Origin of the sequence: Pandoraea nosoerga (assembly GCF_902459585.1) — a bacterium.
GTDB classification, from domain to species: domain Bacteria; phylum Pseudomonadota; class Gammaproteobacteria; order Burkholderiales; family Burkholderiaceae; genus Pandoraea; species Pandoraea nosoerga.
The window spans coordinates 104,720-118,143 of sequence record NZ_CABPSC010000009.1 but is presented as its reverse complement, the minus strand read 5'-3'; the positions used below and the strand labels follow the sequence as shown (position 1 = coordinate 118,143).

General features: G+C 66.1%; 13 protein-coding genes. 6 read left to right on the top strand and 7 right to left on the bottom strand.

The features are described 5' to 3' along the window. Positions 1-7 precede the first annotated feature (7 nt). From PNO31109_RS13025 to PNO31109_RS13000, 6 genes are all read right to left on the bottom strand, one after another. The gene (locus PNO31109_RS13025; protein WP_150555931.1) at positions 8-913 is read right to left on the bottom strand and encodes a formyltransferase; all 906 of its coding nucleotides are present in this window, start codon (positions 911-913) and stop codon (positions 8-10) included. Then, entirely contained in the window at positions 910-1,929 is a 1,020-nt protein-coding gene (locus PNO31109_RS13020) for a glycosyltransferase (RefSeq protein WP_241013944.1), read from the bottom strand. Before PNO31109_RS13020 ends, PNO31109_RS13025 begins: the two co-directional genes overlap by 4 nt. Then, positions 1,926-3,092 (bottom strand): DegT/DnrJ/EryC1/StrS family aminotransferase, encoded by a 1,167-nt coding sequence (locus tag PNO31109_RS13015; RefSeq protein ID WP_150555930.1) that lies wholly within the window; start codon positions 3,090-3,092, stop codon positions 1,926-1,928. The genes PNO31109_RS13020 and PNO31109_RS13015 overlap by 4 nt, the downstream gene beginning before the upstream one ends. A 101-nt stretch (positions 3,093-3,193) precedes the next feature. Further along, positions 3,194-3,565, bottom strand: coding sequence for an SMR family transporter (locus tag PNO31109_RS13010; protein ID WP_150555929.1), 372 nt, complete (start codon positions 3,563-3,565; stop codon positions 3,194-3,196). Positions 3,566-3,951: 386 nt separating this feature from the next. After that, positions 3,952-5,652 carry an ArnT family glycosyltransferase gene (locus tag PNO31109_RS13005; RefSeq protein ID WP_150555928.1) on the bottom strand — a complete coding sequence of 567 codons (1,701 nt, stop codon included), beginning with the start codon at positions 5,650-5,652 and terminating at the stop codon, positions 3,952-3,954. A gap of 74 nt (positions 5,653-5,726) precedes the next feature. Then, positions 5,727-6,113 (bottom strand): Mth938-like domain-containing protein, encoded by a 387-nt coding sequence (locus PNO31109_RS13000; protein ID WP_150555927.1) that lies wholly within the window; start codon positions 6,111-6,113, stop codon positions 5,727-5,729. A 318-nt stretch (positions 6,114-6,431) separates the two neighbouring features. Here PNO31109_RS13000 and PNO31109_RS12995 point away from each other — a divergent pair, with 318 nt between their 5' ends. Genes PNO31109_RS12995 through moaE form a run of 6 tightly spaced genes read left to right on the top strand, consistent with a single transcriptional unit; the run spans position 6,432 to position 12,611 of the window. Further along, positions 6,432-7,658: a pyridoxal phosphate-dependent aminotransferase gene (locus PNO31109_RS12995; protein WP_150555926.1), complete on the top strand. Its 1,227-nt coding sequence runs from the start codon at positions 6,432-6,434 to the stop codon at positions 7,656-7,658. 37 nt (positions 7,659-7,695) lie between these two features. Next, a complete protein-coding gene (locus PNO31109_RS12990; RefSeq protein WP_150555925.1) occupies positions 7,696-9,006 on the top strand; it encodes a homoserine dehydrogenase in 1,311 nt (436 codons plus the stop codon). Positions 9,007-9,047: 41 nt separating this feature from the next. After that, complete coding sequence (gene thrC, locus PNO31109_RS12985; RefSeq protein WP_150555924.1) at positions 9,048-10,514, top strand: threonine synthase; 1,467 nt, start codon at positions 9,048-9,050, stop codon at positions 10,512-10,514. A 45-nt stretch (positions 10,515-10,559) separates the two neighbouring features. Beyond that, positions 10,560-11,801: a molybdopterin molybdotransferase MoeA gene (locus PNO31109_RS12980; RefSeq protein ID WP_150555923.1), complete on the top strand. Its 1,242-nt coding sequence runs from the start codon at positions 10,560-10,562 to the stop codon at positions 11,799-11,801. A 39-nt stretch (positions 11,802-11,840) separates the two neighbouring features. Next, positions 11,841-12,098 (top strand): molybdopterin converting factor subunit 1, encoded by a 258-nt coding sequence (gene moaD, locus PNO31109_RS12975; RefSeq protein WP_150555922.1) that lies wholly within the window; start codon positions 11,841-11,843, stop codon positions 12,096-12,098. A gap of 39 nt (positions 12,099-12,137) precedes the next feature. Beyond that, positions 12,138-12,611 carry a molybdopterin synthase catalytic subunit MoaE gene (gene moaE / locus PNO31109_RS12970; RefSeq protein WP_150555921.1) on the top strand — a complete coding sequence of 158 codons (474 nt, stop codon included), beginning with the start codon at positions 12,138-12,140 and terminating at the stop codon, positions 12,609-12,611. An 88-nt stretch (positions 12,612-12,699) separates the two neighbouring features. Here moaE and PNO31109_RS12965 read toward each other — a convergent pair whose 3' ends face one another. After that, positions 12,700-13,305, bottom strand: coding sequence for a group III truncated hemoglobin (locus tag PNO31109_RS12965; protein ID WP_241013943.1), 606 nt, complete (start codon positions 13,303-13,305; stop codon positions 12,700-12,702). Positions 13,306-13,424: the final 119 nt, after the last annotated feature.

Here is a 13,424-nt window from a genome sequence, read left to right as displayed (position 1 = left end):
ATTGCGGTCAGTGATTTAGCTGGGAAAACCGGTCCGGCGTGACAGGCTTGCCGTCCAGTAATAGTTCATGAATGACGACGGCGTTTGCGTCCCCGCAAACGCCAAGGAACGCATTATCCACTACTTGCAGTCCGCAGGGCAAACCGGCGGGGGCCGGCGAGCGGGCAAGGCGCGCGCGGCTCACCACCCAGCGATGGCCGGCGACTTCCGTAAACGCCCCCGGATAGGGCGGCGCGACGGCGCGAATCAGGTTGTAGACGTCGCGCGCGGGTTTCGACCAGTCGATGCGGCCGTCCTCCGGCTTGCGGCCGCCGAAATAGCTGCCGGCCGACAGATCGTTGATGCGCCGCCCGGCCGTCCCGGCCAGCAGCCCCGGCAGGCAGCGCCAGAGCGTCTGCTCGGCAGCGACGGTAACCTTCTCGAACACTTCGCCGGCGGTGTCGTCGGGCAGGATCGGCACCGGCGTCTGATCGATGATCGCGCCGGCGTCCGGCTTGAGGGCCATTTCGTGCAGCGTGGCGCCGGTCTCCGTTTCGCCATTCAGCACGGCCCAGTTCACCGGCACGCGGCCGCGATACTTCGGCAGCAGCGAACCGTGCATGTTGAAGGCGCCACGCGGCGCGATTTCCAGCACCGGCACCGGAATCATGTGACGGTAATAGAACGAGAAGATGAAGTCCGGCGCCACGGCGCGAATGCGCTCGGCGAGTGCCGGGTCGGCCGGATCGTCGGGGGTGATGACCGGAATGCCATGCTCGGCGGCCACGCCGGCGACACTGCCGAACCAGATGTTCTCGTTCGGGTTGTCCTGGTGGGTAACCACGAGGGCAACGTCGACGCCGCGCGCGAGCAGCACCTGCAGGCAGCGCACGCCAACGTTGTGATAAGCGAAGACGACGGCTTTGGCGCTCATGAGGTGTGCGATCCCAGTTCCTTCGCGCCGGCCGTGTGGCTTGCGCCGCCGGCGGCTTTCTCGCCGTGGCCGGCCGGTGCGGGCTGATTCTCGAGCACGGCTTGCACCAGATAGCGCGGGCGCTGACGCACCTGCTGGTAGATGCGGCCGATGTACTCACCGAGCAGCCCCATGCCGAACAGGATCACGCCGAGCAGGCAGAACGTGACGGCAAACAACGTAAACACGCCTTGAACCTCCGAACCGAAGATGAAGCGCCGGGCCATGAGCACGACGAACAGCACGCCCGAGGCGGCCGAGAGCGTAATGCCCACTCCCGAGAGCCATTGGAGCGGCACCACCGAGAAGCCGGTGACCAGATCGAAATTGAGGCGAATCAGGCTGTAGAGCGAGTATTTCGACTCGCCGGCGAAGCGCTCTTCGTGCGCGACGTCCACTTCCGTAGGGTTCTGCGCGAACGTGTAGGCGAGCGCCGGAATGAACGTGTTGATTTCGCGGCACTGGTTGACCGTATCCACGATGTGGCGGCTGTAGCCGCGCAGCATGCAGCCCTGGTCGGTCATGCGAATGCGCGTGATGCGCTCGCGCAAGCGGTTCATCGCGCGCGACGCGTTGCGGCGGAACCAGGTGTCCTGGCGGTTCATGCGCACGGTGCCCACGTAGTCGTGACCGGCGGCGAGCTGGTCGACGAGCTTGCCGATTTCCTCGGGCGGGTTCTGCAGGTCGGCGTCGAGCGTGACGACCCATTCTCCGCGGGTGTGTTCGAAACCCGCGAGGATGGCCATGTGCTGGCCGTAGTTGCCGTTGAACAGCACCACGCGCGTCACGTCCGGACGCTGGCGCTGCTGCTCGGCCAGGATCGCGGCGGAGCGGTCGCGGCTGCCGTCGTTGACGAACACCACTTCGTAAGTCACGCCCAGCTTGTCGAGTGCCGGGTACAGGCGAGCGAAGAGCGCGGCGAGTCCGGCCTCTTCGTTATAGACCGGGATGACGACGGAGAGTTGGGGAGAAGTCATTTTTGATGTTCAGCGCAAATGGCATTGACGGCTTCGCAAACGCGCGCGACGTCGGCATTCGTCATGGCGGGGAATAGGGGAAGCGTGAGAATCGCGCGGCCCAACCGTTCCGTGTGCGGGAACTGACCTTCCCGGAAGCCGAGCGCGCGATACATTGTAAACAGGTGAATGGCCGGGTAATGCACACCGCTGCCAATGTTGCGGGCCTTCAGCCTTTCCATGAAGCCGGCGCGATCGATCGTCAGGCGCTCGAGCGGCAGCTCGACCTGAAACATGTGCCAGTTCGAGTTCGTGAAGTCGGCGCGCGGCAGACCGAGCCCCAGCGCGACGGCAGGGCCGCCGGCGAACGTATCGAAATACAGGCGCGCGAGTTCGGTGCGGCGCGCGTTGAATTCGGCCAGGTGCGGCATCTGCCCGAGGCCAACGCGTGCGGCCACGTCGGTCAGGTTGTACTTGCCGCCGAGCACATCCACGTCCATGCCGTCAAAGCCGGTGCGAGTGACGCCCTGCAGCCGGTACTTCTCCGCCAGACGTGCCTCGTCCTCGTTGTTGAGCACGAGCGCACCGCCTTCGATGGACGTGAGGTTCTTGTTGGCGTGAAAGCTAAACGACACGAGGTCGCCGAACGACCCGATGCGCTTGCCGCCCCAGCTCGAGCCCATGGCCTGCGCCGCGTCTTCGATCACGCGCAGCCGATGGCGGCGGGCGATGTCGTAGAGGCGGTCCATGTCGAGCGGCAGCCCGGCGAGATAGACCGGGATGATCGCGCGCGTCTTGGGCGTGATCGCCTTCTCGAGCAGGTCGAGGTCGAGGTTGCGCGTGGCCGGATCGACGTCGACGAACACGGGCGTGGCGCCCACTTCGAGGATCACGTTGGCGGTGGCCACCCACGACAGCGGGGTGGTGATGACTTCGTCGCCCGCCTGCACGCCGGCCAGGCGCAGGCCGATTTCCAGCGTGGCGGTACCCGAATTGAAGGCGCGCACCGGACGCCCGCCGAAGTATTCCGACAGGGCTTTCTCGAAGGCCTGCACTTGCGGCCCGGAAGTGATCCAGCCCGAGCGCAGCACGTCGACCACGCCGGCGATCGTCGCGTCGTCGATGCTCGGCCGCGTGAACGGCAGGAACGGTTGAGTCGGTTGGGAGGTTGCCGAGTCGCTCATGATGTTGGTCGAAGCCTCAGGTAAGCGTTACGAACGCGCCGGCGCGAGTCGCCGCGCGTTCTTCGATTCGGTCGCATCGGGCGCGAAGGCCCCGACGCGGGTTAGCTGCGCGCAAGAATATAGACGCCGACAAGGATGATGCCGATGGCCACGACCCGCTGCATCGACAGTGTTTCGCCGAACAGGTACCACGCGGCAATCGCGTTCACGACGTAGCCCAGCGAGAGCATCGGATAGGCAATGGAGACCTCGACGCGCGAGAGCGCGAGGATCCAGACGACCACGCTGATGGCATAGCAGACCAGTCCGCCCATGATCGGCAACTGCGTAGCAAGCTTGATGCCAATGGGCACGATGTTGGCGCGCGTGAATTCCAGTGCGCCGATGGAGCCCGCGCCAGCCTTGAGCAACAACTGCGCGCAGGCGTTGAGCAGCACGCCCGTGAGAATAAGTGAAAACGTAGCGAGATTCATGGAACGTTTGTGAACGTTTGTGAATAATTATGGACGCCGTCCATTGGCTGGCGATTAGCGATGGACGTCACTTGGCCGGGGGGCGGACCGATGCGGCGCTCGGCACCTTGCCGAAACCGCAGGCAGCGGCGCTCGCCGTGATACGCCTGCGGCGCGCCGGCGCGCCGGCGCGCCGGCATGCCGCCATCCGCAACGGCACGATCGAGCCGCCCGGCCCGGTCGTCTGGCATGCTGCGCCGCGTTCCCCGTGCGTGCGCGCCGCGCCACCCATCTTGCCTCCCTGCCATCTGCCTGTCTGTCTTCGCGTGGCTCTGTCCGTGCGCCGCGGGTCGCCGCTCGACCCTCGAGAACTGGCGATTGAAACGAACCGACGAACGATAAAAGCGCTATTTTACGTTGTCTTCGGGCGATGGTTTCGAGATCACGACGCGTCGGGCGTCGCGCGCAATGATTTGCATTGGCAAATGTTGGGCCTCGAGCTTGGCAAACGTGTCCGGATCGACCAGCGCCAGCGCTCTCGGATCGGCCCGCCAGCGCGCGTAGAACGCGTCGAGCGTCGGCAGCCACTTTTGCGGTTCCTGCTTCACGCCGAACTCGAGTTCGTCCGGATGCTGCACCATGATCATCGTGTGCCCGAGGTAGTAGGGCATGGTGTGATCGAGCACGTTTACCGAATAGAACGGAACGTCCGGCCCGAGGCGCTGCATTTGCGCCTTGACGGCCGGCACCAGCAGCACACCGCTGCTCTGGCGCCCGAACACCTCGTGCCCCAGTCCGCCGATGGTCGCGAGCAGCAGCATCGCGCCGGCGAACGTGAGGAGCGCCCGGCGTGCGCTGTGCCGCGCCATGCGCCATGCCGCCAGCGTGCCGGCCAGGCCCACGCCCAGCGCCACGTACAGCCAGATCTGGAACGCCTTGTACAACTCGTTCGGATTGCGCACGCTGCCGGCGCGCCCCACGAAGATGGCCACCATGACCAGCGCGGCGATCAGGAAGATCGCGTAACCGGCCAGATGCAGGCGAACCGTGTCGCGACGCAACTGGGCCAGATACAGGCCGAAAAGCAGCGCCATGGCCGGCGCGACCGGCAACAGGTACGAGATGAGCTTCGAGTGCGAGGCGCTGAAGAACAGGAAGATGAAGACGGACCATACCCACAGCACGAGCGCCGGCGCGAAGCCGTTGGGCTGCCGCGGCATGCGCAGCGTGGCGCGAACGGTGCCCGGCAGGACCGAGAGCCACGGCAGAAAGCCCGCCACAAAAACGGGCACGAAGTACCAGGGCGCACCGTCGCGGTTGTGGCCCTCCATCGCGAAACGCCGGAAGTGTTCGTTGATGAAGAAGAAGTCGAAGAACTCGGGATTGCGCGCCTGGACCAGCACGAACCAGGGCGCGGCGATCGCCAGGAAGACGATCAGCCCGCTGCCCAGATAGAGTCGGCGCCACAGCGCCCAGTCGCGTGCGATCAGCGTATAGAGCACGAGCACGGCGCCGGGCAGTACGACGCCCACGAGCCCCTTGCTCAGCACGGCGAGCGCCATGGCCGCCCAGCACAGCCACATCCAGCCGCGCACGGCGCGGCGTGCAAGCCCGGGACGCTGTGCGAGCAGCAGCGCGCACAGCGACAATCCCATGAAGAAGGACAGCCCCATGTCGAGCACGTTGAAGTGCCCCAGCAGCGACCACAGCGGGGCACTCGCGAGTGCGGCGGCGGCGAAGAGCCCGACGCGGGCGTTGAAGACGCGCCGGCCGGTGAAGCCGACCATCAGTACGCCGGCAAAGCCGGTGAGCGCGGTCCACAGACGCGCCTGCCATTCGCCCAGCCCGAACACGGCGAACGTGAGCGCGTTCATCCAGGTCTGCAGCGGTGGCTTCTCGAAGTACTTGTAGCCGTTGTAGCGCGGTGTGATCCAGTCGCCGGTGACCCACATCTCGCGCGCCATCTCGGCGTAGCGGCCCTCGTCGCTGGCAATGAGGTGACGATAGTCGAGCACGCCGAACCACACGAGCGCGAACGCCGCGAGCAGCAGCCAGAACGCGCTCGGCGAGAGCGGATACGACGCCGGCGCGGGGCCGGGAGTGGACAAGGCGAGAGGGGCGCCTGGCGCGTGAGGGGCGGACGAATCGGCGCCCGTCAACGCGGCAGCGAGCGGGCGGCGGCTCACGCAGGCGTCTCGCTTTCGATGAGCAGGGCGAGAACGACGCGGCGGCCTTCGCTCATCAGGATGTTGTAGGTGCGGCAGGCGGCTTGCGTGTCCATCGAGTCGACGCCGATGCGCTCGCTGGTGAGCGACGTGGTCAGGCGCGGATGCGCGAAGCGCAGGCGCCCCCCGCTGCCGAAGATGACAACTTCCGGATCGAGGCGGCGCAAGCTCTCGAAGTGCGCCGGCTCGAGCGCATCGAAACTCGACACCGGCCAAGGCTGGATCTCGCCCTCGGGTGCGATGACCACGCTCTGCTCGTGACGGACCTTGTTGACCTCGACATAGCCCGGCCCGTAGCCGGTCACCGTGTTCAATGCTTGCGACGGGTCTTGATGCAGTTTCACTTTCGGAGATTCCCTACCCAGTGGTTGGCCAATGGTGTCCCAATGGCGACGGAGCGTCGGCAGGTTGCGCGGCGGCCGGGCATCTTGCCTCGCATGGCGAAAACCGTCAATGATGCATTGCCGAACTCTGTCATAATTGGCTAAATTATAGCTTTTTGCCGTACGCAGCACGGCAAAACCGTTGCAGTGCGGCATCTGCCACGCCAGACGCGGGGAAATCCGGTGGACCGTGCGCTTTCAGCGCGCCGGCCGCCGGCGCTTTTCGCGTGGCGGGGCGTCCCGCCTGGCCCTGCGCCGCCCGCCAAGACCACAACCGCCGTGAAACCGATCCTCAAATCGCAGAAATTGCAGAATGTCTGCTACGACATTCGTGGGCCCGTGCTCGAACATGCCAAGCGCATGGAAGAAGAAGGCCATCGCATCATCAAGCTGAACATCGGCAATCTGGCGCCGTTCGGCTTCGAGCCGCCCGACGAGATCGTGCAGGACATGATCCGCAATCTGCCGAATTCGGCGGGCTATTCGGACTCGCGGGGGGTGTTCGCGGCGCGCAAGGCGATCATGCATTACTGCCAGCAAAAGCGCATCAACGACGTGCAGCTCGACGACATCTACCTCGGCAACGGGGCGTCCGAGCTCATCGTGATGGCCATGCAGGCGCTGCTCAACGACGGCGACGAAGTGCTCGTGCCCGCGCCTGACTATCCGCTCTGGACGGCGGCCGTGAGCCTCTCGGGCGGCACACCCGTGCACTACGTCTGCGACGAGCAGGCCGACTGGCAGCCCGATCTGGCCGACATCCGCAAGAAGATCACGCCCAACACGCGCGCGATCGTCATCATCAACCCGAACAATCCGACCGGCGCGCTGTACTCGGACGAGCTGCTCAAGGAGATCGTGGCGCTGGCCCGCGAGCACCGGCTGATCATCTACGCCGACGAGATCTACGACAAGATCGTCTACGACGGCGCGGAGCACACCTCGATCGGAGCCCTGTCCGACGACGTGCTCACCATTACGTTCAACGGCCTGTCCAAGAGCTATCGGGCATGCGGCTATCGCGCGGGCTGGATGGTCGTGTCGGGCGACAAGCGCCCGGCGCGCGACTACATCGAGGGGCTGAACATCCTCGCCTCGATGCGTCTGTGCCCGAACGTGCCCGGCCAGTACGCCGTGCAAACGGCGCTAGGCGGCTACCAGAGCATCAAGGATCTGATCGTGCCGGGCGGGCGTCTGTACGAGCAGCGCGAGATCGCGCACCGCATGCTCACCGACATTCCCGGCGTGACGTGCGTGAAGCCCAAGGCGGCGCTGTACCTGTTTCCGCGTCTCGATCCGGCGGTGTACCCCATTGCCAACGATCAGGACTTCATTCTCCAGTTGCTGCTCGAAGAGAAGGTCCTGCTGGTGCAGGGCAGCGGCTTCAACTGGATGCACCCGGACCATTTCCGCGTGGTGTTCCTGCCTCACGAGGGCGACCTGGAAGATGCCATCAGCCGCATTGCCCGCTTCCTTGACGGATATCGCCGTCGCCACGGCAAGTGATGCGCGCCAACCGATTTCGACTTTTGAGTAAAACCGCATGAAACCGATCAAATTGGGCCTGCTCGGCCTTGGCACGGTAGGCTTCGGGGCCTTCCAGGTACTGGCTCGCAACCAGGAGGAAATTCAACGACGTGCCGGCCGGGGTATCGAGATTACGAAGGTGGCGGTGCGTAATGTCGAGCGCGCCCGCGGGCTCGTCGGCGGCGCGGCCGTCGTGACCGGCGATCCGTTCGAGGTGGTGACCGATCCGGACATCGAGGTCGTCGTCGAGACGATCGGCGGCTACGACCTCACCCGGGAACTGGTGCTCAAGGCGATCGAGAACGGCAAGCACGTGGTCACCGCGAACAAGGCGCTGCTCGCCGTGTACGGCAACGAAATCTTCGCCGCGGCGCGCAAGGCCAACGTGATGGTGGCCTTCGAGGCCGCCGTGGCAGGCGGCATTCCGATCATCAAGGCGCTGCGCGAAGGCCTCACGGCCAACCGCATCCAGTGGATCGCGGGCATCATCAACGGCACGACGAACTTCATCCTCTCGGAGATGCGCGACAAGGGCATCGACTTCGACGTCGCGCTCGCCGACGCGCAGCGCCTGGGCTACGCCGAAGCCGATCCCACCTTCGACATCGAGGGGGTGGACGCCGCCCACAAGCTCACGCTCATGAGCGCCATCGCGTTCGGTGTGCCCGTGCAGTTCGACCGCGCCTACGTCGAGGGCATCACCAAGCTGGCCGCGCTCGACATCAAATACGCGGAAGAACTCGGCTATCGCATCAAGCTGCTCGGCATCACGCGTCGCACCGACGCGGGGATCGAACTGCGCGTGCATCCGACGCTGATCCCGGCCAAGCGCCTGATCGCCAACGTCGAAGGCGCCATGAACGCCGTGCTGGTGCAGGGCGACGCCGTGGGCGCCACGCTGTACTATGGCAAGGGCGCCGGCGCCGAGCCGACCGCCTCGGCCGTCGTGGCCGACATCGTGGACGTGACACGCTTGCAGACCGCCGATCCGGAGCATCGCGTGCCTCATCTGGCGTTCCAGCACGACGCGCTGTCCGACGCGCCGGTGCTGCCCATCGACGAAGTCACCACGAGCTACTACCTGCGTCTGCGCGTGGTCGACCGCGCCGGCGTGATGGCCGAGCTCACGCGCATTCTGGCCGATCTCGACATCTCCATCGACGCGCTGCTGCAGAAAGAATCGCGCGAAGGCGAGCACCAGACCGACATCATCATCCTGACGCACCAGACGCAGGAGAAGCACATCAACGCGGCCATCGCCAGGATCGAAGCGATGAGCACCGTGCTCTCGAAGGTGACGCGCATCCGCATGGAGTCGCTGAGCTGAGCGGCGAGCCACACGAAGCGATACGACAGGACACGATTGCCATGAAATACATCTCCACGCGCGGCGCAGGCCTTACTTCGGGCGAGCCGCAGTCGTTCTCCAGCATTCTGCTCGGCGGGCTGGCGCCGGACGGCGGCCTGTACCTGCCGACCGAATATCCCCAGGTGAGCGCAGACGAACTGCGCGCCTGGCGCCAGTTGTCATATGCCGAACTGGCCGCCCGGGTGCTGGCCAAGTTCGCCGACGACATTCCGGCCGAGATCCTCGCAGAGCTCACGCGGCGCACCTACACCGCCGAGGTGTATCGCAACGTGCGCCCGGGTGAGGACGCCAGCGAGATCACGCCGCTGCTGCCGCTGGGCGTCGAGCAGGGCGCGCCGCTCTCGCTGCTGGCGCTCTCGAACGGTCCCACGCTCGCATTCAAGGACATGGCGATGCAGTTGCTCGGCAACCTGTTCGAGTATGCGCTGGCCCAGCACGGCGACGCGCTGAACATTCTCGGTGCGACCTCGGGCGACACCGGCAGCGCGGCCGAATACGCCATGCGCGGCAAGGCGGGCATCCGGGTGTTCATGCTCTCGCCCGCGGGCAAGATGAGCGCCTTTCAGACCGCGCAGATGTACAGCCTGCAGGATCCGAACATCTTCAACCTCGCGCTCGAGGGTGTGTTCGACGACTGCCAGGACATCGTCAAGGCCGTCTCCAACGATCACGCGTTCAAGGCGCGCCACAAGATCGGCACGGTCAACTCGATCAACTGGGCGCGCGTCGTTGCCCAGGTCGTCTATTACTTCAAGGGCTACTTCGCGGCCACCGGCGGCAAGCCGGGCCAGGACGGCGAAGTGTCGTTCACGGTGCCGTCGGGCAACTTCGGCAACGTCTGCGCGGGCCACATCGCGCGCATGATGGGGCTGCCGATCCGCAAGCTGGTCGTGGCGACCAACGAGAACGACGTGCTCGACGAGTTCTTCCGCACCGGCCGCTACCGTGTGCGCAAGTCGACCGAAACGTTTCACACCAGCAGCCCGAGCATGGACATCTCGAAGGCATCGAACTTCGAGCGCTTCCTGTTCGATCTGCTCGGCCGCGACGCGACGGCCACCGCCGCGCTGCTCTCCAGGGTCGAGCGCGAGGGCGGTTTCGATCTGTCGGGCACGGACGCCTTTGCGCGCGTGGCGCAGTTCGGCTTCGTCTCGGGCCGCAGCACGCACGACGATCGCCTGGCCACGATCCGGGACGTGGCGGGGCGCTACGACGTGGTGATCGACACGCACACGGCCGACGGCGTGAAGGTGGCCCGCGAGGCGCTGGAGCCGGGCGTGCCGATGGTGGTGCTCGAAACGGCGCAGCCGGCCAAGTTCGCGCAGACCATCCGCGAAGCATTGGACCGTGAGCCGCCGCGCCCGGCCGGCTTCGAGCAGCTCGAATCGTTGCCGCAGCGCTTCGAGACCGTGCCGAACGACGCGGCGCGCGTGAAGGCGTACATCGCCGAGCACACCGGCCTGTAAGGCGGTCGCTGCCTGGCCTTTCCAAGACTTTCGGGCCCATTCGTCATGTTGAGTACCCAAGAAGCCCTCGACGCCGTGCTGGCGGCAGCTCGTCCGCTCGCCCGCACGCAGAGCGTCGACACACTGGCCGCCAACGGCCGTGTGCTGGCGCGTGACGTGGTCGCCACGCTCGACGTCCCGCCAATGGATACGAGCGCGATGGACGGCTATGCCGTGCGCGTCTCCGACCTGCGGGGCGAGCGAGTCGTGCTGCCGGTCTCGCAGCGCATTCCCGCCGGACATGCGCCCGAACCGCTCGCTGTCGGCACGGCGGCGCGGATCTTCACCGGTGCGCCGGTGCCGCCGGGCGCCGATGCGATCGTGATGCAGGAGCAGTGCGAAGCGCTCGAGGACGGCTCGGTCGCGATTCGCCATATGCCGCAGGCTGGCGAGTTCATCAATCGCCAGGGCGCCGACATCCGGCGCGACGGTGTGGTGCTCGCGGCCGGTACGCGCCTGCGTGCACCGGCGCTGGGACTGGCCGCTTCGGTGGGCGTCGCGCGGCTGGAGGTGGCGCAGCGTCTGCGCGTGGCCGTGTTCTTTACCGGCGACGAACTGACGATGCCCGGCGAGCCGCTGCGCGCCGGGAGCATCTACAACTCGAACCGCTTCGTGTTGCGCAGCCTGCTGGAGAATCTCGGCTGCGAGATGACCGACTACGGCATCGTGCCGGACAATCTGGCGGCTACGCGGGCCATCCTGCGCGACGCGGCCCGCACCAACGACCTGATCATCACGTCGGGCGGCGTGTCGGTCGGCGAGGAGGACCACGTAAAGCCGGCCGTCGAGGCCGAGGGGCGCCTCAGCCTGTGGCAGATCGCGCTCAAGCCGGGCAAGCCGCTCGCCTATGGCGAGGTGAATCGTCCGAACGGCGCGGGTGGCACGGATGGGGTGGGCGTCGGCGAGACGGCCCATTTCATTGGCCTGCCGGGCAATCCGGTGTCGAGCTTCGTGACGTTCCTGCTGTTCGTGCGGCCGTTCATCCTGCGCCTGCAAGGCGTGGCGGACGTGAGGCCGCGCCGTATCGCGATGCGCGCGGATTTCACGCAGACCAAGGCGGATCGCCGCAACGAGTTCTTGCGGGCGCGCATCAACGCGCAGGGCGGGCTGGACGCGTTCCCGAACCAGAGCTCGGCGGTGCTGACCTCGACCGTATGGGGCGATGGTCTGATCGACAATCCGCCCGGACATCGCATCGAAGCCGGGCAAACGGTGGCCTTCCTGCCGTTCTCCGACCTTCTATATTGAGAGACAGGTGCGTCGCTCGTGCGGCGCGCCGGCCAGACTATGCAGATCGAACTTCGTTTTTTCGCGAGCGTGCGCGAGGCGCTCAATGTCGCCGAAGAGCGCGTCGAGGTGCCGGCAGACGTTGCCACCGTGGGAGATGTGCGCCAGTGGCTGTGCCGCCGGGGTCCGGTGTGGGCCGAGACGCTGGGCGAGCAGCGTGCGCTGCGCATGGCGCTCGATCACACGATGGTACCCGCCGCCACGCGCCTGCGCGAAGGGTGCGAAGTCGCTTTCTTTCCGCCGGTGACGGGCGGCTGAGCGAGCGCCATCCATCGGGCACAGGAGACGCCGACCATCATGCCGATTCGAGTACAGACCGAAGACTTCGACCTGTCGGACGAGATCCGGCGGTTGCGCGCGGGCGACCTGCGCGTGGGCGCCATTGCGAGCTTCGTCGGGACGGTGCGCGAGCTCAACGACGGCAAGGATGTCTCGCGCATGACCCTGGAGCACTATCCGGGCATGACGCACAAGGCGCTGGAGGCGATCGTGGCGCAGGCGCGCGAGCGCTGGCGCCTGTTCGACGCGCTGGTGATTCACCGCTACGGCGATCTGGGGCCGGGCGACCAGATCGTGCTCGTGGCCGTCACGTCGGCCCATCGCGGCGACGCGTTCGCGGCGTGCGAATTCATCATGGACTATCTGAAGACGGAAGCGCCGTTCTGGAAGAAGGAGTCCACGCCGCAAGGCGAGCGCTGGGTCGACGCCCGCGACACCGATACGGCCGCCCGCGAGCGCTGGGCAAGCGGCGGGAAGTCGCTCGACCGTTGAATTTCATGTAATTTCCCATTACGTCGGCGATTGTCTCTCATCTCCGCCGATTTTTCTTTATCAATCCCGACGACCGCATGGCCGCCGCTTACGCTTCGCGTCGCGCCTTGGCCTGCTTCACGCTTTCGAGCAGGGCGCGTTGCGCGGGCGGCAGAGTGTATTGCCATCCAAACAGGTTGAGTTGCAGGCTCTCCGCAATACGAATTGCCGGTTCGGCGAACGCGAACGCGGCCTGCGGCTCGAACAGCTTGTCCAGCGTGTCGAAGAACAGCGAAAGCCAGCGGCTGAAGTGCTCGCCGCTCAAATGCCCGAACGGCTGGTGCGCCTGCGTCACGTTGCCGCGATAGCGTTTGGCGCCGAGCACGATGCTCGACCAGAACGCCACCATCTTGTCCAGGTGCAGATCCCAGCGGCCTTCCAGCGCCTCGCGAAAGACGGGGCCGAGCATGTCGTCGTCGCGAATGCGTCCGTAGAACGTGTGCACGAGCACGCGCACGGCATCCTCGTCGATGTCGGCCAAGCGGGTTTCGGCAAGCGCGGTGCCCTTGGCAGGTCCGGAAGGTCTGGCAGGTCTGGCCAACGCGTCGGGCGACGCGCCAACGTCGGCGGCGGTGGCGGTGCGGCGCGGCTGCGCGTGACTTTCGGCGCCGGTCTCAGCGGCGGCGCCCCCGGGTCTGGCGGCGGAATGACTCATGGTGCGGCATGCTCAAAATCGCTATTATGAGCCTCAAACCCGGGCGTGTCCTGCGGTTGCCCGCCCTCCCGAAGTCCCTGCCGCAAGCCCCGCGCCGGTCCGCGACCGGCCTGCGCGAA

Coding starts and splice junctions, on each gene's coding strand:
- PNO31109_RS12990 (WP_150555925.1), top strand. CDS start 7,696: ATGAAACCGATCAAATTGGGCCTGCTCGGCCTTGGCACGGTAGGCTTC.
- PNO31109_RS13010 (WP_150555929.1), bottom strand. CDS start 3,565: ATGAATCTCGCTACGTTTTCACTTATTCTCACGGGCGTGCTGCTCAAC.
- PNO31109_RS12980 (WP_150555923.1), top strand. CDS start 10,560: ATGTTGAGTACCCAAGAAGCCCTCGACGCCGTGCTGGCGGCAGCTCGT.
- moaE (WP_150555921.1), top strand. CDS start 12,138: ATGCCGATTCGAGTACAGACCGAAGACTTCGACCTGTCGGACGAGATC.
- PNO31109_RS12965 (WP_241013943.1), bottom strand. CDS start 13,305: ATGAGTCATTCCGCCGCCAGACCCGGGGGCGCCGCCGCTGAGACCGGC.
- PNO31109_RS13020 (WP_241013944.1), bottom strand. CDS start 1,929: ATGACTTCTCCCCAACTCTCCGTCGTCATCCCGGTCTATAACGAAGAG.
- PNO31109_RS13025 (WP_150555931.1), bottom strand. CDS start 913: ATGAGCGCCAAAGCCGTCGTCTTCGCTTATCACAACGTTGGCGTGCGC.
- PNO31109_RS13015 (WP_150555930.1), bottom strand. CDS start 3,092: ATGAGCGACTCGGCAACCTCCCAACCGACTCAACCGTTCCTGCCGTTC.
- thrC (WP_150555924.1), top strand. CDS start 9,048: ATGAAATACATCTCCACGCGCGGCGCAGGCCTTACTTCGGGCGAGCCG.
- moaD (WP_150555922.1), top strand. CDS start 11,841: ATGCAGATCGAACTTCGTTTTTTCGCGAGCGTGCGCGAGGCGCTCAAT.